The following is a 23,605-nucleotide window of genomic DNA, read 5'->3' as shown; positions in this document are numbered from 1 at the left end:
CGCCGCAGCGCTGCCTATAGTCCCGTCCTGTTCCCGCTTGCCGGCCGCGGCGCCTTCGGGCTTGGCTGCGGCACTGCCCCATGAAAGGAAATGCGCATGCCCCGTTCCGGTCTCGACAATCCGCCCAGCACCCTGCCCAGCCCGTTCGCAGACGCGCTCGACCCGGCCTTTCGTGCTGCGCTGGCGCAGCAAGTGGCTTCGCTGTCGCCGATGGCTGGGGTGCTGTCCGCAAGCGATTGGGCCATGCACCTGGCTGCTTCGCCCGGCAAGTGCCTGGACTTGCTGCGTCTGGCCCTGCAAAAAGGCGACGCCTTGCTGCGCTACGCCACCGAAGAAGCGATCGACCAGTTCGAGTTGCTCCCTGACGGCGTGCAAGGCCCGCAAGGGGCGCAAGGGGCGGCCAAGGAAGGGCAGGCCGCAGCGACGCCAGCGCCCCCGCGCCACCCCAGCGCCAAACCACCGACGCAAGACCCGCGCTTTGCCGCGCCCGAGTGGCAACAATGGCCGTTCAACGTGCTGCAGCAGTCGTTTTCGCTCACCGAAGAGTGGTGGGCCGCGGCCACGCGCGGCGTCTGGGGCGTGGACAAGCACCACGAAGACATCGTGGCTTTTGCAGCGCGGCAGATGCTCGACGTGTTCTCGCCGGGCAACCAGCTGCTCACCAACCCGGTGGCGCTGCAGCGCACGCGCGAGCAGGGCGGCATGAACCTCGTGCAGGGCGCACTCAACGCGCTCGACGACGGGCGCCGCACACTGGCGGGCGAGCCGCCGGCGGGCGCCGAAAATTTCGCCGCGGGCCAGAACCTGGCCGTCACGCCCGGCAAGGTGGTGCTGAAAAACCACCTGATCGAGCTCCTCCAGTACGCGCCCACGACCGAGGCCGTGCATCCCGAGCCCATCCTGATCACGCCGGCGTGGATCATGAAGTACTACATCCTCGACCTCTCGCCGCACAACTCGCTGGTCAAATACCTGGTCGATCACGGCTACACGGTGTTCTGCATTTCCTGGAAGAACCCCACGGCCGAAGACCGCGATATGAGCCTGGACGACTACCTGAACCTGGGTTTTCGCGCCGCGCTGGCCGCCGTGAACGCCATCGTGCCCGAACGCAAGGTGCACGCCGTGGGCTACTGCCTGGGAGGCACGCTGCTCGCCATTGCCGCCGCCGCGATGGCGCGCGACGGTGACGAGCGCCTTGCCACGATGACGCTGTTTGCCGCGCAGACCGACTTCACCGAGCCGGGCGAGCTCGCCCTCTTCATCGACGAGAGCCAGCTCAGCCTGCTCGAAGCGCAGATGAACGTGACCGGCTACCTGCGCGCCGAACAGATGGCCGGCGCGTTCCAGATGCTGCGCTCGTACGACTTGCTGTGGTCGCGCATGGTTAACGACTACCTGCTGGGCGAACGCCGGCCCCTGAACGACCTCATGGCCTGGAACGCCGACGGCACGCGCATGCCCGCCACCATGCACACGCAGTACCTGCGCCGCCTGTTCCTCGACGACGACCTCAGCGAGGGCCGCTACCACGTCGACGACAAACCCGTGAGCCTGGGCCGCATCACGCTGCCCACCTTCATGGTCGGCACCGAGACCGATCACGTTGCGCCCTGGCGCTCGGTGCACAAGCTGCACTACCTGAGCCCGGCCGAGATCACCTTCGCGCTCACGAGCGGCGGGCACAACGCCGGCATCGTGAGCCCGCCGGGCAACCCGCACCGCCACCACCGCATCCTCACGCGGCCCGCGGGCGGTAATTACGTCGATCCTGACGACTGGCTTGCGCTGGCCGAGCTGCGGCCCGACTCGTGGTGGCCCTCGTGGCTGGCGTGGCTAGAGGCGCACGCGGGCGCGCCCGTGGCGCCGCCGGCCATGGGCGCCAAGGGGTATCCACCGCTCGGCGAAGCGCCGGGCACGTATGTGCTGCAAAAATGACGGGCTGGTCAGCGTTTTGTTCGGCCATCGAATTGCTACCGAAAAAAGAGCTGCTTGTCGTTGATCCATCTTCCAAAGAAGCCAATTTGTTCATAAATTTTGGAGCGCAATGACTGTACCCTTTGCCTTCCGGCGCTATCCGGCGCTCCCGCCCCTGGCGCCGCTGCCGCCGCTGCTCATCGCGGCGGCGCTGCTGCTGGGCGGCTGCGCATCGCTCGCACCGCCTTATGAGCAGCCCCATGCCCCCGTGGCCGAGCGCTACGCCGCGGACGACCTCGGCGGCGCCGACGGCAGCGTGCAGGCGGCCGCGCTGGCCTGGCGCAGCTACTTCACCGAACCGCGCCTGCAGCAACTGATCGCGCAGGCGCTCGACAACAGCCGCGACCTGCGCAGCGCCACGCTGCGCGTGGCCGAGGCGCAGGCAATTTTGGGCATTCAGCGTGCCGATCTGTTCCCCACGGTCGCGGCCACGGCCGACGGCGTACGCGGGCGCACGCCGGCCGACCTGAGCCCCACGGGCCGCGCCATCACGGCAAGCCAGTACCAGGCCGGCCTGGGCCTGGCGAGCTGGGAGCTCGACTTCTGGGGCCGCGTGCGCAGCCTGCGCGACGCCGCGCTCGAAAGCTACCTTGCCACCGACGAGGCGCGCCGCGCCGCGAGCGTGAGCCTGGTCGCGCAGGTGGCCAACGCCTACATTGCGCTGCGCGAGCTCGACGAGCGCCTAGCCCTCGCCCGGCAGACCGTCGCCAACCGGCAGGAATCGGTGCGCATCTTCACGCGCCGCTTCGAGGTCGGCGCAATCGCGCGCACCGACCTCGTGCAGGTCCAAACCCTGCTGCACCAGGCGCAAAGCCTGGCCGCGCAGCTTGGCCAGCTGCGGGCCCTGCAGCTGCACGCACTCAGCCTGCTCGTGGGCATGCCGCTGCCCGAACTTGCGCAGCCCGGCACGCTCGACGACCAGGCCATGGCGGCAGAACTGCGCGCCGGGCTGCCGTCCGAGCTGCTGCTGCAGCGCCCCGACATCCGCGCCGCCGAACACCGCCTGCGCGCGGCGCACGCCAACATCGGCGCGGCGCGCGCGGCCTTCTTCCCGCGCGTCACGCTCACGGGCGCCTACGGCACGGCGAGCGCAGAATTCAGCGGCCTGTTCGATTCCGGCAGCAGCGCCTGGCAGTTCATGCCCAGCCTGTCGCTGCCGATCTTCGACGGCGGGCGCAACCGCGCCAACCTCGACCTGGCGCAGGTGCGGCGCAACCTGGCCGTGTCCGACTACGAAAAAACCATCCAGTCCGCGTTCCGGGAAGTCTCCGACGCCCTCGCCGCGCGCCGCTGGCTCGGCGAGCAGCTCGGCGCCGACCAGGCCACGCTGGCTGCGCAGGCCGAGCGCGCACGCCTCGCGCAGCTGCGCTACGACAACGGCAGTGCTCCGTATTTCGAAGTGCTCGACGCACAGCGCGAGCTGCTTACAGCCCAACAGCAGCTGGTACAGACGCGCCGCGCCTTGCTCGCGAGCCGCGTCAACCTCTATGCTGCGCTCGGTGGCGGCAGCGCGGAGTTCGCCTCGCAGCCCGGCTCTGCCGCTGCCTCCGCCACGGCGCCAGCGACACCGCCCGCCCCCTGAAACAACGATAACGACAACGACCCGAGCCCCGCCATGAATGCCCTTCAGCCCAGAAAAATCATTTTCACTGTCGCCGCCGTCCTGGTCGTTGCGCTGCTCGCCTGGTTCGGCTGGAAAAAGCTGCACGCGGACGGCGACGAGCAGGCCGTGGTCGGCGGCAACGGCCGCATCGAGGCCACCGAGATCGACGTGGCCACCAAGTACCCGGGCCGCGTGGTGGACATCTACGCCTTTGAAGGCGACTTCGTGAGCGCCGGCCAGGTGCTCGCGCAAATGCAGATCGACACGCTCACGGCCCAGCGCAATGAAGCCGTGGCGCAAAAGCAGCAGGCCATGACTGGCGTGGCAAGCGCGCAGGCCCAGGTCAAGGTGCGCGAGAGCGACTTCGCGGCCGCGCAGGCCGTGGTGGTGCAGCGCACGAGCGAGCTCGACAACGCGCGCCGGCGCCTGGCGCGCTCGCAGACGCTTTCGGCCGAGGGCGCGACGTCCATCCAGGAGCTCGACGACGACCGCGCCGCGGTGCACAACGCCGAGGCCGCGCTGGCCGCCGCGCAGGCGCAGGCCAAGGCCGCCGAGTCGGCCATCGCCGCGGCCCGGGCGCAGGTCACGGGCGCGCAGGCCACCGTGGAGGCACTCACGGCCACGATTGCGCGCATAGACGCCGACATCAACGACAGCAAGCTCAAGGCGCCGCGCGACGGTCGCGTGCAATACCGCGTGGCCCAGCCTGGCGAGGTGCTGGGCGCGGGCGGCAAGGTGCTCAACATGGTCGACCTGAGCGACGTTTACATGACCTTCTTCCTGCCCGAGACCGTCGTGGGCCGCGTGCCGCTGGGCACCGAGGCGCGCATCGTGCTCGACGCCGCGCCGGGCTACGTCATTCCGGCCAAGGTGTCCTACGTCTCCAGCGTCGCGCAGTTCACGCCCAAGACGGTGGAAACCGCGCTCGAGCGGCAAAAGCTCATGTTCCGCGTGAAGGCGCGCATCGATGCCGAACTGCTGCGCAAGCATCTCAAGCAGGTCAAGACCGGCCTGCCCGGCATGGCCTGGGTGAAGATCGACGCGCAGGCGCCCTGGCCGCAAAACCTCAGCGTGAAGGTGCCTGAATGACGCTGCCCGCCCGCAGCCCGGACGCCGCCGACGGTAGCCAGCCCGGTGCCCAGCCCGGCGCCCGCCCCGACGGCATCGTCGCGCGCCTGGACGGCGTGGGCCTGCGCTACGGCAAGACGCTGGCGCTCGATGCCATTGCGCTCGAGATTCCCGCCGGCCGCATGGTGGGGCTGATCGGCCCCGATGGCGTGGGCAAATCCAGCCTGCTCGCGCTTATCTCGGGGGCGCGCGCCGTGCAGCAGGGCCGCGTCGAGGTGCTGGGCGGCGACATGCGCTCCAAGCGCCACCGCGACCGCGTCTGCCCGGCCATCGCCTACATGCCGCAGGGCTTGGGCAAGAACCTCTACCCCTCGCTCTCGATCGAGGACAACCTGCAGTTTTTCAGCCGCCTGTTCGGCCACGACGCGGCCGAGCGGCGCCGGCGTATCGACGAACTCACGCGCGCCACCGGCCTGTACCCGTTCCTCAGCCGTCCCGCGGGCAAGCTCTCGGGCGGCATGAAGCAAAAGCTCGGGTTGTGCTGCGCGCTGATCCACGACCCCGACCTGCTGATCCTCGACGAGCCCACCACGGGCGTCGATCCGCTGGCGCGCAGCCAGTTCTGGACCCTGATCGCGCACATCCGCGCAGAGCGGCCGCACATGAGCGTGATGGTGGCCACGGCCTACCTGGAAGAGGCCGAGCGCTTCGACTGGCTCGTGGCCATGGACGCCGGCCGCGTGCTGGCCACCGGCACGCCGCAGGAGCTGCACGCGCGCACCGGCACGCAAACACTCGAACAAGCCTTCATCGCGCTGCTGCCCGAGGAGAAAAAGCGCGGCTACCGGGCCGTGGTGGTGCCGCCGTTCAGCGACGGGCACGACGACATCGCGATCGAGGCGCGCGAGCTCACCATGCGCTTTGGCGACTTCACCGCCGTCGATCATGTCAACTTCCGCATCCGGCGCGGCGAGATCTTCGGCTTTCTGGGCAGCAACGGCTGCGGCAAGACCACCACCATGAAGATGCTCACCGGCCTGCTGCCGCCCAGCGATGGCCAGGCTTGGCTGTTCGGGCAGCAGGTCGATGCGCACGACATCGCGACGCGGCGGCGCGTGGGTTACATGTCGCAGGCGTTCTCGCTCTATTCCGAGCTCAACGTCGAGCAAAACCTCGTGCTGCACGCGCGCCTGTTTGGCGTGCCCGAGGCGCAGATTCCGGCGCGCGTGCAGGCGCTGATGGAGCGCTTCGGCCTCGCCGAGCACCCCAAGGCCCTGCCCGACAAGCTGCCGCTGGGCGTGCGCCAGCGCCTGTCACTGGCCGTGGCGCTGGTGCACGGGCCGGAGCTGTTGATTCTCGACGAGCCGACTTCGGGCGTGGACCCGGTGGCGCGCGACGCTTTCTGGCAGTTTCTGATCGACCTTTCGCGCAAGGACAAGGTCACGATCTTCATCTCGACCCACTTCATGAACGAGGCCGAACGCTGCGACCGCATCTCGCTCATGCACCAGGGCCGGGTGCTGGTCAGCGACACGCCCCAGGCCATCGTTGCCCAGCGCGGCGCGGCTACGCTCGAAGAGGCCTTCATCGCCTACCTCAAGGACGCCGCGCCGGCCGAGGCGGCGGAGCCTGCCGCAGCGGCCGAGCCGGGCGCCGAGGCAGCCAGCGCGCTGCTGCCTCAGCCCCGCGCGCGCACCCGTGCACGCGGCTTCAGCCTGGCGCGCGCCCTGAGCTACACCCTGCGCGAGGCGCTCGAGCTGCGCCACGACCCGGTGCGCCTGGTGATGGCCCTGTTCGGCAGCATGATCCTCATGCTCATCATGGGCTACGGCATCACCATGGACGTCGATGACCTCAGCTACGCCGTGCTCGACCGCGACCACAGCCCGCTGAGCCAGAACTACGCGCTCAACCTCGCGGGCTCGCGCTACTTCATCGAGCACGCGCCGATCACCGACTACGCCGAGCTCGACCGGCGCATGCGCAAGGGCGAGATTTCGCTCGCCATCGAAATTCCTCCGGGCTTCGAGCGCGACCTGCTGCGCGGCCAGCCGGTGCAGGTCGGCGCCTGGGTGGACGGCGCCATGCCCATGCGCGCCGACACCATCCAGGGCTACGTGCAGGGCATGCACCTAAAGTGGATAGAAGAGGTGGCGCGCACCCAGTTCGGGCAAAACCTTGGCACCGGCGCTGCGACCGTGGAGACGCGCTTTCGCTTCAACCCCGACGTGAAAAGCCTGCCCGCCATGGTGCCGGCCGTCATTCCGCTGTTGCTGCTGATGATCCCGTCCATCCTCACGGCGCTGTCGGTGGTGCGCGAAAAAGAGCTGGGCTCCATCATCAACCTCTACGTCACCCCGGTGACGCGCGCCGAATTTCTGCTCGGCAAGCAGCTGCCCTACATCGTGCTCGGGGTGCTGAACTTTCTGATTTTGTCCCTGCTGGCCGTGACCTTGTTCGGCGTGCCCATCAAGGGCGGGTTTCTGACCTTGCTGCTGGCCTCGGTGGTTTTCATCGGTTTTTCGACCGGATTCGGTCTGTTTTCCTCGACCTTCACGCGCAGCCAGGTGGCGGCCATGTTCTTCACCATGGTCGCCTCCATGCTGCCGGCAATCCAGTTCTCCGGCATCATCCATCCCGTGTCATCGCTCGAAGGCATGGGGCGCATGATCGGCGAGGTCTATCCGCTGGCCAATTACGTCACCATCAGCCGCGGCGTGTTCAACAAGGCGCTTACCTTTCCCGACCTGCACGCCATGTTTCCGCCGCTGGTGGCGTCGGCGCTGCTCATCGTGGCCTTGGCCATCGTGCTGCTGAAAAAGCAGGAGAAGTGAGCATGGCGAATCGATGGAGCTACCTGGCCAACATCTACCGGCTCGGCATCAAGGAGCTCTGGAGTCTGGTGCGCGACCCCATCATGCTGGTGCTGATCGCCTACGCCTTCAGCTTCCAGGTGTATATCGCCGCGACGGGCATCCCCGACAGCATCAGCAAGGTGCCCATCGCCGTGGTCGACGAGGACGACTCGGCGCTGTCGGGGCGCATCGTCTCGGCGCTGCAGCCGCCGCAGTTCATGCCGCCGCAGCGCGTCACGCTGCCCGAGGTGGACGCCGGGCTGGACGCCGGGCGCTTCACCTTCTCGCTCGACATTCCGCCGAACTTCCAGCGCGACGTGCTCGCGGGGCGCTCCCCGGCCGTGCAGCTCAACGTCGATGCCACGCGCATGGCGCAGGCCTTCACGGGCAGCGGCTATGTGCAGCAGATCGTGCTCGGCGAGGTCAATGAGTTCGTGCAGCGCTACCGCAGCACGCCGCAGCTGCCGGTGGAGCTGGCGCTGCGCATGCGCTTCAACCCGGCCTTGACGCAGTCCTGGTTCGGCGCGTTGATGGAAATCATCAACAACGTCACCATGCTGTCCATCGTGCTGGCCGGCGCAGCGCTGATCCGCGAACGCGAACGCGGCACCATCGAACACCTCCTGGTCATGCCCGTGACACCTTCGGAGATCATGCTCGGCAAGATATGGTCCATGGGAATGGTGGTTCTGCTCGCGGCGGCGTTCTCATTGCACTTCATCGTCCAGGGAGTGCTGCAGGTGCCGGTCGAGGGCTCGGTGGCGCTGTTTCTGGCGATTGCTGCGCTGCACCTGTTCGTCACCACCTCCATGGGCATCTTCATGGGCACGATCGCGCGCAGCATGCCGCAGTTTGGCCTGTTGATGATGCTGGTGCTTCTGCCCATGCAGATGCTCTCGGGCGGCTCCACGCCGCGCGAGAGCATGCCGCAGATCGCGCAGAACATCATGGAATTCGCGCCCACCACGCACTTCGTCGCGGCCTCGCAGGCCATTTTGTACCGCGGCGCCGGCTTTTCCGTGGTCTGGCCGCAGGTCGTGGCGCTGTGCCTCATCGGCGCGGCCTTCTTTGCCGGCGCGCTCGCATACTTCCGCAAGAGCATCACGCGCATGGCGTGAGCACACCGTTTTTTCCACTCCCTCCGCACCTGCCATGCCAGACACCGCCTTGCCCGCGCCTGCCCACTCGGCAGACCCCAGCACCACGGACTTGCGCGTGGTGCGCAACCGCACCTTCGACGAGATTGCCGTTGGCGACACGGCCAGCCTAGAGCGCACGCTCACGGCCGAGGACATCCAGCTGTTCGCGATCCTCTCGGGCGACGTGAATCCGCAGCATCTGGACCCGGAGTTTGCCGCCTCCACGCGCTTTCATGGCGTGATCGCGCACGGCATGCTCGGCGGCGCGCTGATTTCGGCCGTGCTCGGCACGCGCCTGCCCGGCCCCGGCACGATTTACCTCGGGCAGACGCTCAAATTCCTCGCGCCCGTGCATGTGGGCGACCGCCTGCGCGCTAGCGTGCGCGTGAGCACGCGCGACGAGGCCAAAAAGCGCCTGCAGCTCGACTGCAGCTGCGTCAACCAGGACGGCGTGACCGTGATCAGCGGCATGGCCGACGTGCTTGCGCCCACCGAGCGCATAGAGCGCCCGCGCAGCACGCTGCCCGAAGTGCGCCTGGCCATGGGCGAAGCGGGCCTCACGCGCCTGCTCGAGCTCGCACGCCCGCTCGGGCCGCTGCGCATGGCGGTGGTGCATCCGTGCGACGAACTCAGCCTGCTGGGCGCGCTCGATGCGCACGCGGCGGGGCTGATCGAGCCCGTGCTCGTGGCGCCGCGCGCGCGCCTGCAGGCCGTGGCGCACTCCGCGGGGCTGGACATTTCTGACCTGGCCATCGAAGACGTGCCGCACAGCCACGCCGCCGCCGCGCGCGCCGTGCAGCTCGTGGCGCAAAACCAGGTACAGGCGCTCATGAAGGGCAGCCTGCACACCGACGAGCTCATGGGCGCAGTCGTGGCGCACGACGCGGGCCTGCGCACCAAGCGCCGCATCAGCCACTGCTACCTGATGCAGTCGCCCGCCTACCCGCGCCCCTTCATCGTGACCGACGCGGCCATCAACATCGCGCCCACGCTCGAAGACAAGGCCGACATCGTGCGCAATGCGATCGATCTTGCGCACGCGATCGGCGTGGTGCAGCCGCGCGTAGCGATCCTCGCGGCGGTCGAGACCGTGAACCCCGGCATGCCGGCAACGCTGGACGCCGCTGCGCTGTGCAAGATGGCCGACCGCGGCCAGATCAGCGGCGGGCGCCTGGACGGGCCGCTGGCGTTCGACAACGCCGTGTCGATTGCCGCCGCGCGCATCAAGGGCATCCAGTCCGACGTGGCGGGCCAGGCCGACATTCTGGTGGTGCCCGACCTCGAGAGCGGCAACATGCTCGCCAAGCAGCTCGAATACCTGGGCGGCGCCGCGAGCGCGGGCATCGTGCTCGGCGCGCGCGTGCCCATCGTGCTCACGAGCCGCGCCGACACGCGCGAGACGCGCATCGCCTCGTGCGCCCTCGCGCTGCTGCTGGCCCAGCACTACAAGGCGTCGCCCCCATGAGCGCGGCAAAGAACGACCTCATCCTGGTGCTCAACTGCGGCTCGTCGAGCATCAAGTTCGCGCTCTACGACGCCGCCGTGCAGCCGCTGGCGCGCGCGCCCTGGTGGGGCGGCAAGGTCGAAGGCATCACCGGCGCGCATCCGCAGTGGAGCGAAAACGGCCATGCGCCGCAGCCTTTGGCACTCGACACGCAGGCGCCCTATCACGCGGCGCTCGAGCACATCCGCGCGTGCGTGCGGGCTTTTGTGGCGCAGCACTGCGCGGGCCGCGGCATTGGGGTCATCGCGCACCGCGTGGTGCACGGCGGCAGCAAATACTTGGCGCCCGTGCGCATGGACGCTGCCGTGCTCGCCGACCTGCGCAGCTACATTCCGCTCGCGCCGCTGCACCAGCCGTTCGCGCTCGAGGCGATCGCGGTGCTGCTCGCATCGCGCCCCGAACTGCCGCAGGTCGCGGTGTTCGACACGGCCTTCCACCACACGCTGCCCGAGGTCGAAAAAATGCTGCCCCTGCCCTATTCGGCCTGGGAGCGCGGCGTGCGCCGCTATGGCTTTCATGGCCTGTCGTACGAATACATGTCGCTGGCGCTGGCCGAGCGCCACGGCGCGGCCGCGCGCGGGCGCACCATCGTCGCGCACCTGGGCAGCGGCGCGAGCCTGTGCGCGATGCAGGACTTGCGCAGCGTGGCCACGACCATGGGCTTTTCGGCGCTCGACGGGCTCATGATGGGCACGCGCTGCGGCGCGCTCGACCCCGGCGCGCTGCTGTACCTGATGGAAATCGAAAAGCGCACCCTGGAAGAAGTCGGCCACATGCTCTACCACGAGTGCGGCCTGCTGGGCCTCTCTGGCGTGTCGGCCGACCCGCGCGAGCTGCTGCCGCTTGAAGCCGGCAACGCGCGTGTGCAGGCGGCGCTTGCGCTGTACGTGCGGCGCATCGTGCGCGAGATCGGCGCGCTCTGCGCCGTGCTCGGTGGCCTGGACATGCTGGTGTTCACCGCGGGCATAGGCGAGCACAACGACACGCTGCGTGCGCGCGTGTGCGATGGTTTGGGATTTTTGGGCGTGGCCATAGACGCCGAGGCCAACGCGCACCACGCGCCGTGCATCTCGAGCGCGGCAAGCCGCGTGCGCGTGGCCGTCGAACCCACCAATGAAGAGTGGGTCGCGGCCTGGCACGCTGCGCGCCTATTGCAAGGCGCACGCGCGGCTCAGACGCTGTAAATATCGAGCACGGTGTCGATCAGGTCGTTGAGCACGACGACTTTCTTCTTGCGGATCAGCCAGTTGCCCTCGTGGGGCGTGAGCAGGTACTCGTAGTGGCCGTAAAAAAGCTGCGTCGCATCGTTGCGAAACAGGTGCGTGAGGAAGTTCGCCTTCACGCTGCAGCTGCCGTCGGGTTGCAGCACGGGGCGCACGTTGCTCACCGTGTGGCAGGTGCGCGGCAGCGGTATGGAGGCGGCCGAGCGCCCGGTGCGCAAGCGGAACACACGGTCTTCGAGGCCCGTGCGGTTCGGGTAATACATCAGCGAAACCGCATTGTGCGGATTGCTCACGAGCTCGTACTCTGAATCCCACGACGGAATCCAGTATTCGACTTGCGCATCGAACAGGGCGAGCCAGTCGTCCCAGCGGCGCTCATCGACGCACTCGGCTTCGAGGTACAAAAAGGCGCTGACGCTTTGTTGAAGGTCTGTGGCGTTCATGGTGTTTTTACTCTCCAGGGCGTTCTTGTTGGTGCTCATTCGGCCTGCATCAGCTCGAGCCAGCGCTGGTGCTGGGCCACGAAAATGCCTTCGTCCGAGACACGCGCGCCACTGCTGCCCGGGTGTATGCCCAGCGCTGCGGCGTCAGCGTCGGCACCGACGACTTCATGCGCGGCGCCGCGCGACATGTCGCTCCAGCGCATCACGTCGTGGTTCTCGCAGCCGATCTGCGAGGCGTTGAACTCGGTCAGGTCGTCGGGCGTGGCCATGCCGGAGGCGTTGAAGAAGTCCTCGTACTGGCGGATGCGCTTGTCGCGCTCGACAGCCGGCTCGCCCACCGGGGCGAAGCAGTAGATCGTGACTTCGGTCTTGTCCACGGAAAGCGGGCGAAACACGCGGATCTGCGTGCCCATCTGGTCCATGATGAACACGTTCGGGTAGATCAGCAGGTTGCGCGAGCGGTACACGGCCCACTTGGCTTTTTCTGCGCCCAGGCGCGCCTCGATGTCTTCGCGCGCGGCATAGACGGGCCTGTCCTGCGGGTTGGTGATGTCGGTCCAGATCACCGTGTGGCCGTTTTTCAGGTCATAGTAGCCGCCGCGGTTGCGCGTGAAGTCACCCACGGCGAGTACTTTCATGCCCTTGCTCTCGGCATTGATGCGGGCGCGGTTTTTGATCATCTGCACGTAGTTGGCGTGCACCGTGTCCACGTGGTAGCCGTCGACACCGTTTTCAGCCTGCAGCTTCCAGTTGCCGTTGTAGGTGTACACCGAGCGGCCCTGAAGCACTTCGAGGCCTTGCGGCGATTGATCGACGACCAGGTCGAGGAAGGTCTTGCTCTCGGCCAGCTGGTCTTCGAGCGGTTCGGCCTCGGGGTTGAGCGTGGCGAACAGAAAGCCGCGGTAGCTTTGCAGGCGCACCTTGACGAGGCCGCGCCGGGCTTTGTCGAAATCACCCGGATAGCCAGCGCCGTCTTCGTTCATCACCGACAGCAGGTCGCCCTTGGCATTGAAGGCCCAGCCGTGGAACGAACACACGAAGTTGTTCGCGCTGCCCTTGGAGGTGCGCACCAGCGTGGCGCCGCGGTGCGAGCAGATGTTCACGAAGGCGTTGAGCGCGCCGTTCTTGTCGCGGTTCACGACGATGGGCGTGCGCCCTATCCACGCGGTCAGGTAGTCCTTGGGCTTGGGCAGCTGGCTTTCGTGGGCCACATAGACCCAGATTTTTTGCCAGATTTTTTTCTGTTCGAGCTCGAACAGCTCTTCATCGACGAAGATGCGCCGATCGACCGCGCGCAGCGCGTCGCGCTCGTGGTGCACGCATTCGTCGAGCAGGGATTGGGGGGCGGCGTCCATGGCAAATCTCCTTTTGGGGCAGGTGAGTGGGTGAAAATCAACAGGCGGTTTTCGGGTGGTCGAAGCCAACGACCTTGGCGTAATACTCCCAAAAGCCGATGATCGAGGACTCGGTGACCAAGTGGTCTGCGTCGCGCGCCTCGGCCCCGCCCATGGCGATGAAGGAGGTCTTGTCCTGATCGCGCACCACGGCGCGCTGGACGATCTCGACGGCCTCCCCGTCCTCCATGGAGATCAACCCTGCCGGGCCGATCAGGTTGCTTTGCTTGAGGCGGATGCGGGTCATTTCCTCGTCGTCGTCGGCGTAGCCGAATTCGGTCCATACGAGCTCGAAGGCGTCGGGCGCATAGGGCACGATCTGGCGCACGGCCAGGGTATTGGCGATCTGCTGCACCACCAGATTCGGGAACACCGACAGGATCACCAGCGTGATGCCGTCGTCAAACTCTGGCCGCCCGGCCAGCACCGACGGGTCCTGCAGACGAAACTGCGCATTGAAGGTGCGCATGTCCTTGTAGACCTCCTGGTCGCGCTGCGCGTCGTTGCTGCCCGAGCGTGCATGCAGCATCGAATGCCTGTGCTGCGCGTCGAGCTTCACGCCGCCCTGCTGCGAGGAGCGGTAGGTGCCGAAGGTGGTGTGGAACAGGTGCAGCAGACTTGCGTGGTAGGGGTCGCGGATGTTTTCAGCGTAGAGCTTCCAGTTGCCGTGCACGTACTGGCGCAAGTCGCCGAGCGGGCGCACCGGCTTGCGGAAGATCCGCGCGATCGACTCGATCACCATGGGCCCCAGGTATTCGGCCAGGGGCGGCGTCTCGGGCGAGAAGGTCGCAAAGACGAGCCCGTGCAGCAGCTCAACGCGCAGGCGCTGCAGATCGTGCTGGCGCATGTCGAAATCGGCCGGCATGCCGCCCTGCCCCTTGATGCCGCGCCGAAACGGCAGGCCCACCAGCGCACCGTCGAGCGAGAAACACCACTGGTGGTACACGCATTCCAGCGTCTGCCGGTTGCCGCGCAGATCGCGCGCGAGCACGGCGCCGCGGTGTGCGCAGCGGTTGACCACGGTGTGCACCTGGCCGTCGGGGGCGCGCGTGACGATCACCGGGGTGTCGCCGACAAAGGTGGTCTTGTAGTCACCGGCGTTGGGGATTTCGGCTTCGAGCGCCACGAAAGACCAATGTGCGCCGCGAAAGATTTGTTCCTGCTCGCGCGCATAAAACGCTGGCTCGGTGAACACCGCGTAAGGCACGCGGCAGCCGCTGTCCAAAGGCTTGGCTGCCGTGGCGACAGAGTGGGTTGCTGAGGCTTGTGTCATCGTGGTTCCTTGGTCTGCGCGGAGGTGCAAAGTCAAAGCGGCCGCACCATCAGGCTGTCGATGCGGTAGGTGTCGAAGATGACGCGCTTTTCCTTGAAGCGCAGCCCGCCGTCGGTGGCGACGATGCGATCCTGGTACTTGCCCGCGCTGTAGATGGAGGTTTCGCCCTGTACGCGCGTCTGGAACACCACGAAATTGCACTGCGCCTGCAGCTCGGCCCCGCTGCGCTGGGTGATGCGCAGATTGCTGAGCACATGCCGGTGGTAGTGCAAGGCATAAATGTTGGCCTGGCGCAGAGACACCACACGGTCGATCAGCATGCCCTTGCTGTCGCAGAACATCGCCGCCAGCGGCAGGCCGCGGTCGCTGTTTTCGCGCGGCACGACCTCGTAGCGCGCGTCGTCCACGAACAACTCGGGCCATTGCTCGAGCCTGTCGTCGTCGATCAGCTCGACGTATTCGGCCAGCAGTTGCTGCACGCGGAAATGCAGACTTTCATCGCTCAGATCACGCAGCGGCATCACTTTTCCTTGGCAAAAAACGAACGGGATGGCGCGCAAGGCGGCCATGGACGAAAAACTTTCAGCCTTTCAGGCCAGCGCCGGAAAGCCGCGCCCCGCGGCGAGCGAAGCAGCCGTGAGGGTTGCGTTGAGCAGCATCGAGTGGTCGGCCACGCCGCGGCCCACGATGTCGTAGGCCGTGCCGTGCGCCACCGTGACGTGCGGGTAGGGCGGACCGATGACCACCGCCACGTTCCCCGCGAAGGCCGCGGTCTTGATCGCGATGTGGCCCTGGTCGTGGTACATCGCGAGCACGATGTCGTAGCGCCCCTCGATGCAGTGGCGAAACACGGTGTCGGGGCTGATCGGGCCGCTCACGTCCAGGCCCGCGGCCTGCGCGCGCGCGATGCCGGGCAGCATGCGCTCATCTTCGGGGCCTTTGGCGTGCGGGTTGAAGCCCGCCACCGCGATGCGCGGGTGCGCGAGGCCCCAGCGGCGCAGCACCTCGTGCAGCGTGTGCACGGCGGACTCGATGAGCTCGGCCGTGATGAGCCCGGACACGTCGCGCAGCAGCACGTGGTCGGTGAGGTGTGCCACGCGCAGCGGGCCAGAGACCAGCAGAAGATAGCTTTCGCCCGGCTTGGCCTGCACCACGCGGTCGAGCATGCCCGCCATGTCCAGCGCCACGGAGCTGATAGGCGCCATGACGGTGGCCTGCAGCCGGCCGGCGCGCGCAAAGGCGTCGGCCTCGTCCAGCCAGACCCCCGAGGCGCGCCCGCAGGCTTCGTTGTCGTGCCCGGGCGTGACCAGCGCCGGGTCGAGTGCGCCCGAGTCGAGCACTTCGAGCGCGTCGGCGCCGCCGCGCACCTCTTCGGGCGTGGCCACGGTGCGCACGCGCACGGGCAGGCCGAGCTGCGCCGCAGTCTGCTGCAGCACCGCGGCACTGCCGATGGCGACGGGTTTGCACACCGCCTGCAGCTGCCCGCTCGCCCAGGACTTGAGCAGCACCTCGGGCCCCACGCCGCAAGGGTCGCCGATCATGACGCCTACGCGCGGCAGTTCGGGAGTTTTGTCAGAAGAAGTCACGGCAAGCTCCAAAAGTGAAAACAGGTAAAGACCAAAAACGCATGCTTCATTGGCGTGGCGTTTGCTATTGAATTCATTGCGGAAAATAAGTGATCAATTCGGCATCTTGCGCTTTAAAGGAAAGCGCAAGATGCTCTCATTTTGATTGCAAAATCATCCATTTCCGGGGGGCATCTGCGTGCGTTCGTCCGAGCCAGCGCAGGGCGCGGCNGCGACAAATAAAACCGATGGATTTTTGGTCTGGGCAAGGCGCAAACCGCAGCGATACCGGGTGGTATCGCGAGGATTTGCAACGCGGCCCGGGCCGAAAAGACGCGGTTTTATGTCGCAGATGGCGTCGAACACTGCACTAGTGTGCAGGGCCCTTCAACAGGTGGATGTTTTGTGCGCAGTCTTTCATCGGTCTCCTCATTCCTTTTGTGAACGCCCCTGCCAATCCCGAAGAGGCAAGCAAGCATCGATTGCGCGCACAAAACAAACAGAATGGACTGTTTTTGCACGCAAGCAAGTCTTGGTGAGCGGTGAACCGCAGCAGCACTGCAGTTGCCGGTATTTTTGCAAAATATCGACAGACGGCGCACTAAGGATAACCCTAGGTTTTCTTGAGATTTTGGCTGGGCGGCGACCGATGCGGCGCACACGCCCACAGGTCGCAGGCCGTTGCGTGCGCATCGGTGTGTCACTTCATGGCACCATGTGGGCCCTGTTTTGCGCCGTTTTTCATAGGAGACACCGCCATGAGCCTTGCCGTCCAGATCCGCCAGCCCGGCGGCCCCGAACAACTGCAGATCGTCGATGTGCCCGTGGGCGAGCCTGGACCGGGCGAAGTGCGCATCCGCCACCATGCCGTCGGCTTGAACTTCATCGACGTCTATCACCGCACGGGCCTGTACCCGCTGCCGCTGCCCGCCACCATAGGCATGGAGGGTGCAGGCGTGGTCGAGGCCGTGGGGCCGGGTGTGGCGCACCTTGCCGTGGGCGACCGCGCGGCCTACGCCGGCCAGCCGCCCGGCAGCTACTGCGAGCGCCGCGTGATGCCGGCGCAGTGCGTGTGCAAGCTGCCCGACGGCATCGGCTTCGAAACCGGCGCGGCCATGATGCTCAAGGGCCTGACGGCGCAATATTTGCTCAAAAAAGTGCGCCCCGTCGAAGGGCTGGAGCCCGGCGACCACGTGCTGTTCCACGCGGCCGCGGGCGGCGTGGGCCTGATCGCGTGCCAGTGGGCCAGCCACCTGGGCCTGCAGCTGATAGGCACGGCGGGCACCGACGCCAAATGCCAGCGCGCGCTCGCCAACGGCGCCGCGCACGCGATCAATTACCACACCGAGGACTTTGCCGCGCGCGTGCGCGAGATCACGGGCGACAAGGGCGTGAAGGTGGTGTACGACTCGGTGGGCAAGGACACCTGGGACAAGTCGCTCGACTGCCTGCGCCCTTTCGGCCTGATGGCCAGCTTCGGCAACGCCTCGGGCCCGGTGCCGCCGTTTTCACCGGCGATTTTGGGCGCCAAAGGCTCGCTCTACGTCACGCGCCAGACGCTGTTCACGCACATCGCCACGCGCGAGAGCACGCAGGCCATGGCCGACGACCTGTTTGCCGTGGTCTTGAGCGGCGCCGTGAAAATCCACCTCGACCAGCGCTACCCGCTCGCCGAGGTGCAGCAGGCGCACCGCGACCTCGAGGCGCGCAAGACCACGGGGTGCACGATTTTGACGCTGTGACTTCCATAGCGCGCCCGGGGCGGCGCTGAACTACGCCCCCACCCCGAAATCCGGCCCCGGCGCCAGCGTGCCGAGCGGCAGCGCATGCAATTCCTGTAGCAACAAGGCAAGCTGCTGCGCCGCGGCCTCGACCACGGCGCGGCCTTTGGCGGCGCCGGCGGCGGCGGCGTTGCCGACGGCGCCGGCGCGGTGGTAGTCCTGCATCTGCCAGCCGAGCTTGGCGCTTTTGCCGTTGCCCACAATGGCGTAGCGCGCCGCACGGTCTTGTGCGCTCGAAGGGAAGTGGCGCGCCTCGTGCATGGCCACGCGCTCGGGGGCGAGGTGCAGCATCATCGAGGTTTCGATCTCGCCGGCGTGGATGCCGAAGCGGTGCTCGTCCGCGCTGAACAGGCCCTGCACTTCGTCGGGCAGTGGCAGGCTGAACCAGCTTGCGCCATAGACCAGCAAGTCGCACTGCGCGCGCAGCTCGCGCGCGACGATGTCCATCACGCTGACCTGCCCACCGTGGCCGTTGAAGAGCAGCAGCTTTTTGACGCCCGCGCGCGCCACGCAGTGGCCGATTTCGGTCCACAGCGCAAGCACCGTGGCGGGCGAGAGCGTGAGCGTGCCGGCAAAGCGGCTGTGCTCGGTGCTCAGCCCTACGTTTTGCGGCGGCAGAAAGAGCACGGGCAGGTCGGCCGGCAGCAGCGGCAGTGCGGCGTCTATCACGCCTTGCAGCAAGGTCGCATCGACCGAGAGCGGCAGGTGCGGCCCGTGCTGCTCGATCGCGGCCACGGGCAGCACGGCGAGGGTCTGCGCCGCCAGGCCCGACGCCTGGCGCGCGGCAAACTCGCGTGCGCTCAGGTCGGCCCAGAAGCGCACGGGCGTTGGAGTGGACGAAGCCGAGGCAAGCGAACTCGGCGAGGGTGCTGGTGCGTTCATGCCCGCGATGGTAGCGGCCGATGCGCTACCGGCGGCGGCGCTCAGAGCAGCTTGACCAGCGTCGCGACGACTGCAGCCTGTGCGACTAGTGTGCTGCACCGCAAATAGCCGCACGTAATGAAATCGATGGATTCGCGCTCAGGGCAAGGCGCAAACCGCAGCGATAGCCGTAGCTATCGCGAGGATTTGCAACGCCGCCGTGAGCGCGAAGGCGCGATTTCATGTGCGGTTATTTGCGGCGCAGCACACCAGCATGCCAGCAACCCATTGGATGAGGTCGGTCTTGGCGTCCGCGAGGTCGGCCTTGGTGGCCATGCGCAGTTCGACCAGATAGGTCTTACTGGCCAGTTGGGTTTGCTCCGTGAGCGCGTCCGCCAGCGCCTCGGCCTGTTCTTCGGCCAGGCGCGGATCCATGCCGGCGGCCTTGAGCCGGTTGGCGTATTTGAGGGTGTCGAAAGTGATCGCGCTCATGGCGTGCAATGTAGCAATTCGGCGCATCACAAATCGCAACGCATCCTTGCCCGCATGCGCTACGCTTGCCATGTTTCATCGCTGATTCATAAAACCATGCGCCAAGCCTCCATGCCTGCCCTCTCGTCCGCCTGGCGCCGCTACCGCTGGCTGCGCGCTGCGGCCTGGGCGCTGCTGGCGCTGGGTTTGTGGTGGCTGCTGGGCTGGCTGGTGCTGCCAAGCTTGCTGCACCGGCCGCTGGAGCGGTTTGCGAGCGCGCAGCTGGGCCGGCAGGTGACGGTGGGCGCGATCGCGTTCAAGCCCTGGTCGCTGGAGCTCACGCTGCGCGACCTGGACGTGGCCGGCGCCCGGCGCGCCCCTGGGGCCATTGGCGTGCCGGGCGCGCAAGCCAAGCCGCCGCAGTTGCACATCGCCAGCATTTACGTCGATGCCGAGCTGCAGTCGCTGCTGCGCCTGGGGCCGGTGGTGGACGCACTGCGCATAGACGCGCCCGTGCTGCGCATCACGCACCAGGGGCAGGGACGCTACGACGTGGACGACATCATCGCCAAGCTCACGGCGTCCTCCGAAAAGCCGTCTGCAAGCACTGGCCCGCTGCGCATGGCGCTACATAATTTAGAGCTTACGAACGGCAGCATAGACTTTACCGACCTGCCCGCGGGCACGACCCACCGCGTGCGCGGGCTGCACCTGGGGCTGCCGTTTTTGAGCACCCTGCCCGCGCAACGCTTGACCTACGTGACGCCGCAGCTTTCGTTCACCGTCAACGGCAGCCCGTTCGACCTGAAGGCACAGGCGCAGCCCTTTACGCCCGAGCGTGCCGGCAAGGCCGCACTGCATTGGAAGGGCGTCGATCTGGCGCCCTATCTGCCCTACCTGCCTGCCAGCCTGCCGGTGCGGCTGCAGGGCGCGGTGCTGGACGTGGATTTGCAGCTGAATTTTGCGCAGGCGCCGCGCCCCAGCGTGCAGCTCTCGGGGCAGGTGCTGGCGCACCAGCTGCGCCTGGCCGACCGGCAGGCGCAGCCGCTGCTGGCGCTCGAGCAGCTGCGCGTGGACTTGACCGACGTGCGTCCGCTCGAGCGCGTGGTCAAGCTCGCGCTGGTGGAGTTGACGGCCCCGCAGGTCTATGCGGCGCGCGCTGCAAATGGGGCATTGAATTGGGCTCAACTCGGCGCTCAGCCTGCGCAGGCAGCTACTGATTCCGATAAAAAAGCAAGCCCCTCAAAGGTGGCTGGCGCCCGTGCGCCGAACGCATCCGGCAAGGGGGCTACCGTCCAGGGAGCGGCAGACGACCCTGTCAAGGCTTCGGCGCCAATTACCAGCATCCCCGCCAACGCCCCCGCAAGTACGCCCGCAAGCACCCCTGCCGCCACGCCGGCCGCCCCCGCCGACGCGGGCTGGAACGTCGAGGTGGCGCGCGCCGTCGTGCAGGGCGGGCGCGTGCAGTGGCGTGACGCGAGCACGCGCCCTGCGGCGGCGCTCGAGGCCCGCAACGTCACCCTGGAAGCGACGGGCTTTGCGCTGCCCTGGCGCAAGCCCATGCCACTGCACGGCGCACTGGAGCTGCCCGAGCAGGGCACGCTGGCCTTCGAGGGCGAGGCCAGCGCGCGCAGCGCCAAGGTGCAAGTCAAAGCCAAGGACGTGGCGCTACAGCTTGCGGCGCCGTATCTGGCGCAGGTGCTCGAGCCCACCTTGACGGGCCAGCTCGGCGGCACGCTGGACCTGCAGTGGCAAGCGCCGGGCACTGGTACCGGCGATAGTGTGGGCGATAGTGCGGGCGCTGGTACAGGCGCTACTGCCGCAGACGCTGCGCACCCCGCGGGTCTGCGCTTGAGCGCACAGCCGCTGGTGCTGCAAAAGCTGGCCCTGCGGCAGGGTAAAGACACGCTGGCCAGCGTGGGCAAGATCGAACTGCAAGGCGCGCAGGCCGATCTGGCGCAGCGCCAGATCACGCTGCAGCGCCTGGCGATTGCCGAGCCGCAGCTGGCCGTGGCGCGCGATGCACAAGGCCATTGGATGTTCGAGCGCTGGCTGCGCGGCGGCGCCCAGACGGCAGGCGCTGATGCACAGCCGCCCGCCCAAGCCGCAGGTCAAGCAAACGCACAAGCCGCCGAAAAAGCAAAATCTGCGCAGGCCACACCGGCGGCCGTGCCGTGGCGCCTGCAGCTGGGCGAGCTCGCGCTCAACGGCGGCGCCGTCGATTACACCGACGAGGCAAGCGCGGCTACCGTGCGGCCCGTGGCGCTGCGCCTGTCGGCGCTGCAAGTCCAGGCGCGCGAGCTGAGCACCGAAGCGCGCAAGCCCATTGCGCTGCAGCTGTCCGCCCAGGTGGCCTCGCGCCGCGGCAAGCCCGGACAGCTGCGCTACCAGGGCAGTTTGACGCCCGCACCGCTCGCGCTGCAAGGCCGCATCACGGCGCAAAAGCTGCCGCTGCATGCGCTCGACGGCTACCTGGGCGAGTTTCTGGCGATCCGCCTGCGCCACGCCGATCTGGGTTTTCTCGGCCAGCTCGCGCTTGCGCAAACGCCGCAGGGGCCGAAGCTGCTCCTCGATGGTGACATGGCCCTGGACGCCCTGCGCGCCGACAGCACGGCCGCCTCCACCGCCAAGACGGCGTCGCAGGTGGGTCAGGAGCTGCTCTCCTGGCAAGACCTGAGCCTGCGCGGCCTGCGCCTGGCGCTGGCGCCGCAGCAGCCGCTGCGCCTGGACGTGCGTGAAACCAGCCTCAGCGACTTTTACGGCCGCATCGCACTCAACGAGGAAGGGCGCCTGAACCTTGCCGACATCGTCAAGAGTGCGGGCAAGGATGCCGGGAAAGACGCGGGCAAGGACGCGGCCGGGGCCGGCGCGGCAGCCGCGGGCGCGCCGCGCGGCGCGAGTGCAGTACCCCCAGCCGCTGCGCCCGCGCAGGCCGCGGCGCAAACCGTCGCCCAAGCCGCGCCGCCCGCACCGGCGCGCGACCCGCTGGCGCCGGTGATCCACTTCGGTCCCATGAGTCTGGTCAACGGCACGGTGCAGTTTTCGGACTTTTTCATCCGCCCCAATTACTCGGCCGATCTGTCGCAGCTCACGGGCAAGCTCAGCGCATTCTCGTCCGAAGCGCCGAACGGCGTGCCCGAGCTCGCCGAGCTCGAACTGCGCGGGCGCGTCGAAGGCTCGGCCACGCTGGAGGTCACGGGCAAACTCAACCCGCTCGTGCGCCCGCTGGTGCTCGACATCCAGGGCAAGGCGCGCGACCTGGACCTGCCGCCGCTGTCGCCCTACGCCATCAAATACGCGGGCCACGGCATCGAAAGCGGCAAGCTCAACATGGACGTGACCTACAAGGTGCAGCCCGACGGCCAGCTGACCGCCAGCAACAGGCTGGTGCTGCACCAGCTTGCCTTCGGCGAGCCCGTCGAAGGCGCGCCGGCCAGCCTGCCCGTGCGCCTGGCCACGGCGCTGCTGGCCGACAGCAATGGCGTAATCAACCTCGACCTGCCCATCAGCGGCTCGCTCAACGACCCGCAGTTCCGCCTCGGGCCGGTGATCCTCAAGATCATCGGCAACATCATCACACGCGCCGTCACTGCCCCGTTCCGGCTGCTCGCGCACGCCTTTGGTGGCAGCACGGAAGACCTGGGACAGGTGGTGTTCGCCCCCGGCAGCCCCGAGCTCACGGCCGCGGCGCGCCAGCAGCTCGACAAGGTGGTGCAAATGCTCACCGAAAAGCCCGCGCTGCAAGTCAGCGTGACGGGCATGGCAAACCTCGCGCAGGAGCGCGAGGGCCTGCAGCGCGAACGCCTGCGCCAGCTCGTGCTGGCGGAAAAGCGCCGCGCCGACCGCGGCAGTGCGGCCAAAGAGCCCGCCACATCCCCACCCGCCAGCGATGCCGCAAAGGCCCCCGCTGCCGTCGGGCAGGACTGGGCCGCCGAGGAGGAACCCACCGTGACCGCCGACGAATATGCGAGCCTGCTCAAGCGCGTGTACCGTCGCGCCGACTTCCCCAAGCCGCGCAACCTGCTGGGCCTGACCAAAGACCTGCCCGTGCCCGAGATGGAGGCGCTGCTGCTCGCGCACCTGCCCGCGAGCGAAGACCTCGCCCGCGAAGTGGCCACGCACCGCGCCCAGGCCGTCGTGCGCTACCTGAGCGCGCACCAGCTGCCTGCGGAGCGCCTGTTCGTCAACGCCCCCAAGGTCAGCACCACGCCCGAAGAAGGCTGGGTGCCGCGCGCGGAACTCGGGCTGGCGATGCATTGATGCGGCTGCTTGGCGTTTTCTTTCCTCCCGCGCTCAAAGTCCAAGTGCAACACTCTCTTTCGGAGAAACTGCTGCATGCCCACAACCTACTCACACCTCAGCCTCGAAGAGCGTGCCTTGATGCAAGTCTCGCTGGAGAGCAACCTGAGCTTGCGGGCTATAGCCCGCAAGCTCGGCCGCGCACCTTC

At 67.5% G+C, this 23,605-nt stretch carries 17 protein-coding genes; 10 read left to right on the top strand and 7 right to left on the bottom strand.

The window, feature by feature from the left end; genetic code table 11:
- Nucleotides 1-90 precede the first annotated feature (90 nt).
- The 7 genes from PYV55_RS12775 (at nt 91) to PYV55_RS12745 (ending at nt 11,330) form a co-directional block, all read left to right on the top strand.
- Nucleotides 91-1,938 (top strand): PHA/PHB synthase family protein, encoded by a 1,848-nt coding sequence (locus PYV55_RS12775; protein WP_275851818.1) that lies wholly within the window; start codon nt 91-93, stop codon nt 1,936-1,938.
- Nucleotides 1,939-2,047: 109 nt separating this feature from the next.
- Nucleotides 2,048-3,559 (top strand): efflux transporter outer membrane subunit, encoded by a 1,512-nt coding sequence (locus PYV55_RS12770; RefSeq protein WP_275851816.1) that lies wholly within the window; start codon nt 2,048-2,050, stop codon nt 3,557-3,559.
- A gap of 33 nt (nt 3,560-3,592) precedes the next feature.
- Complete coding sequence (locus tag PYV55_RS12765; protein ID WP_275851814.1) at nt 3,593-4,669, top strand: HlyD family secretion protein; 1,077 nt, start codon at nt 3,593-3,595, stop codon at nt 4,667-4,669.
- Nucleotides 4,666-7,482, top strand: coding sequence for a ribosome-associated ATPase/putative transporter RbbA (gene rbbA, locus PYV55_RS12760; RefSeq protein WP_275851811.1), 2,817 nt, complete (start codon nt 4,666-4,668; stop codon nt 7,480-7,482). Before PYV55_RS12765 ends, rbbA begins: the two co-directional genes overlap by 4 nt.
- A gap of 2 nt (nt 7,483-7,484) precedes the next feature.
- Nucleotides 7,485-8,621, top strand: a complete 1,137-nt coding sequence (locus tag PYV55_RS12755) for an ABC transporter permease (RefSeq protein WP_275851808.1) — start codon at nt 7,485-7,487, stop codon at nt 8,619-8,621.
- 34 nt (nt 8,622-8,655) lie between these two features.
- Complete coding sequence (locus PYV55_RS12750; RefSeq protein WP_275851805.1) at nt 8,656-10,107, top strand: bifunctional enoyl-CoA hydratase/phosphate acetyltransferase; 1,452 nt, start codon at nt 8,656-8,658, stop codon at nt 10,105-10,107.
- Nucleotides 10,104-11,330 carry an acetate/propionate family kinase gene (locus PYV55_RS12745; RefSeq protein WP_275851802.1) on the top strand — a complete coding sequence of 409 codons (1,227 nt, stop codon included), beginning with the start codon at nt 10,104-10,106 and terminating at the stop codon, nt 11,328-11,330. Before PYV55_RS12750 ends, PYV55_RS12745 begins: the two co-directional genes overlap by 4 nt.
- Here the strand turns inward: PYV55_RS12745 and PYV55_RS12740 are convergent.
- The 5 genes from PYV55_RS12740 to PYV55_RS12720 form a co-directional block, all read right to left on the bottom strand.
- Complete coding sequence (locus PYV55_RS12740) at nt 11,318-11,812, bottom strand: aromatic-ring-hydroxylating dioxygenase subunit beta (RefSeq protein WP_275851801.1); 495 nt, start codon at nt 11,810-11,812, stop codon at nt 11,318-11,320. The two genes, PYV55_RS12745 and PYV55_RS12740, sit on opposite strands and share 13 nt — an antisense overlap.
- Before the next feature lie 35 nt (nt 11,813-11,847).
- Nucleotides 11,848-13,167: an aromatic ring-hydroxylating oxygenase subunit alpha gene (locus tag PYV55_RS12735; protein ID WP_275851798.1), complete on the bottom strand. Its 1,320-nt coding sequence runs from the start codon at nt 13,165-13,167 to the stop codon at nt 11,848-11,850.
- Between the two features lie 37 nt (nt 13,168-13,204).
- Nucleotides 13,205-14,479 carry an aromatic ring-hydroxylating dioxygenase subunit alpha gene (locus PYV55_RS12730; protein ID WP_275851795.1) on the bottom strand — a complete coding sequence of 425 codons (1,275 nt, stop codon included), beginning with the start codon at nt 14,477-14,479 and terminating at the stop codon, nt 13,205-13,207.
- 32 nt (nt 14,480-14,511) lie between these two features.
- On the bottom strand, nt 14,512-15,000 hold the full coding sequence (locus PYV55_RS12725; RefSeq protein ID WP_275851793.1) for an aromatic-ring-hydroxylating dioxygenase subunit beta: 489 nt from the start codon (nt 14,998-15,000) through the stop codon (nt 14,512-14,514).
- Between the two features lie 69 nt (nt 15,001-15,069).
- The gene (locus tag PYV55_RS12720; protein ID WP_275851791.1) at nt 15,070-16,065 is read right to left on the bottom strand and encodes a PdxA family dehydrogenase; all 996 of its coding nucleotides are present in this window, start codon (nt 16,063-16,065) and stop codon (nt 15,070-15,072) included.
- A gap of 737 nt (nt 16,066-16,802) precedes the next feature.
- Here PYV55_RS12720 and PYV55_RS12715 point away from each other — a divergent pair.
- Complete coding sequence (locus PYV55_RS12715; protein WP_275851789.1) at nt 16,803-17,786, top strand: quinone oxidoreductase family protein; 984 nt, start codon at nt 16,803-16,805, stop codon at nt 17,784-17,786.
- 30 nt (nt 17,787-17,816) lie between these two features.
- Here the strand turns inward: PYV55_RS12715 and PYV55_RS12710 are convergent, their stop codons facing one another.
- Both PYV55_RS12710 and PYV55_RS12705 read right to left on the bottom strand, forming a co-directional pair.
- The gene (locus PYV55_RS12710; RefSeq protein ID WP_275851786.1) at nt 17,817-18,707 is read right to left on the bottom strand and encodes a creatininase family protein; all 891 of its coding nucleotides are present in this window, start codon (nt 18,705-18,707) and stop codon (nt 17,817-17,819) included.
- A 219-nt stretch (nt 18,708-18,926) separates the two neighbouring features.
- A complete protein-coding gene (locus PYV55_RS12705; protein ID WP_275851784.1) occupies nt 18,927-19,178 on the bottom strand; it encodes a CCDC90 family protein in 252 nt (83 codons plus the stop codon).
- Between the two features lie 96 nt (nt 19,179-19,274).
- Here PYV55_RS12705 and PYV55_RS12700 point away from each other — a divergent pair, with 96 nt between their 5' ends.
- On the top strand, nt 19,275-23,417 hold the full coding sequence (locus PYV55_RS12700; RefSeq protein ID WP_275851783.1) for a DUF748 domain-containing protein: 4,143 nt from the start codon (nt 19,275-19,277) through the stop codon (nt 23,415-23,417).
- Nucleotides 23,418-23,492: 75 nt separating this feature from the next.
- A partial coding sequence (locus PYV55_RS16335) for a helix-turn-helix domain-containing protein (protein WP_407066803.1) occupies nt 23,493-23,605 on the top strand: 113 nt, incomplete at its 3' end.

This window comes from Extensimonas soli (genome assembly GCF_029211265.1).
Lineage (GTDB): Bacteria > Pseudomonadota > Gammaproteobacteria > Burkholderiales > Burkholderiaceae_C > Extensimonas > Extensimonas soli.
This window is presented reverse-complemented; position numbering and strand designations above follow the sequence as displayed.

What these genes read in the sequence shown, in the direction of transcription:
- PYV55_RS12775 (WP_275851818.1), top strand. Translation starts at nt 91, where the DNA reads ATGCGCATGCCCCGTTCCGGTCTCGACAATCCGCCCAGCACCCTGCCC.
- PYV55_RS12770 (WP_275851816.1), top strand. Translation starts at nt 2,048, where the DNA reads ATGACTGTACCCTTTGCCTTCCGGCGCTATCCGGCGCTCCCGCCCCTG.
- PYV55_RS12765 (WP_275851814.1), top strand. Translation starts at nt 3,593, where the DNA reads ATGAATGCCCTTCAGCCCAGAAAAATCATTTTCACTGTCGCCGCCGTC.
- rbbA (WP_275851811.1), top strand. Translation starts at nt 4,666, where the DNA reads ATGACGCTGCCCGCCCGCAGCCCGGACGCCGCCGACGGTAGCCAGCCC.
- PYV55_RS12755 (WP_275851808.1), top strand. Translation starts at nt 7,485, where the DNA reads ATGGCGAATCGATGGAGCTACCTGGCCAACATCTACCGGCTCGGCATC.
- PYV55_RS12750 (WP_275851805.1), top strand. Translation starts at nt 8,656, where the DNA reads ATGCCAGACACCGCCTTGCCCGCGCCTGCCCACTCGGCAGACCCCAGC.
- PYV55_RS12745 (WP_275851802.1), top strand. Translation starts at nt 10,104, where the DNA reads ATGAGCGCGGCAAAGAACGACCTCATCCTGGTGCTCAACTGCGGCTCG.
- PYV55_RS12740 (WP_275851801.1), bottom strand. Translation starts at nt 11,812, where the DNA reads ATGAACGCCACAGACCTTCAACAAAGCGTCAGCGCCTTTTTGTACCTC.
- PYV55_RS12735 (WP_275851798.1), bottom strand. Translation starts at nt 13,167, where the DNA reads ATGGACGCCGCCCCCCAATCCCTGCTCGACGAATGCGTGCACCACGAG.
- PYV55_RS12730 (WP_275851795.1), bottom strand. Translation starts at nt 14,479, where the DNA reads ATGACACAAGCCTCAGCAACCCACTCTGTCGCCACGGCAGCCAAGCCT.
- PYV55_RS12725 (WP_275851793.1), bottom strand. Translation starts at nt 15,000, where the DNA reads ATGCCGCTGCGTGATCTGAGCGATGAAAGTCTGCATTTCCGCGTGCAG.
- PYV55_RS12715 (WP_275851789.1), top strand. Translation starts at nt 16,803, where the DNA reads ATGAGCCTTGCCGTCCAGATCCGCCAGCCCGGCGGCCCCGAACAACTG.
- PYV55_RS12710 (WP_275851786.1), bottom strand. Translation starts at nt 18,707, where the DNA reads ATGAACGCACCAGCACCCTCGCCGAGTTCGCTTGCCTCGGCTTCGTCC.
- PYV55_RS12705 (WP_275851784.1), bottom strand. Translation starts at nt 19,178, where the DNA reads ATGAGCGCGATCACTTTCGACACCCTCAAATACGCCAACCGGCTCAAG.
- PYV55_RS12700 (WP_275851783.1), top strand. Translation starts at nt 19,275, where the DNA reads ATGCGCCAAGCCTCCATGCCTGCCCTCTCGTCCGCCTGGCGCCGCTAC.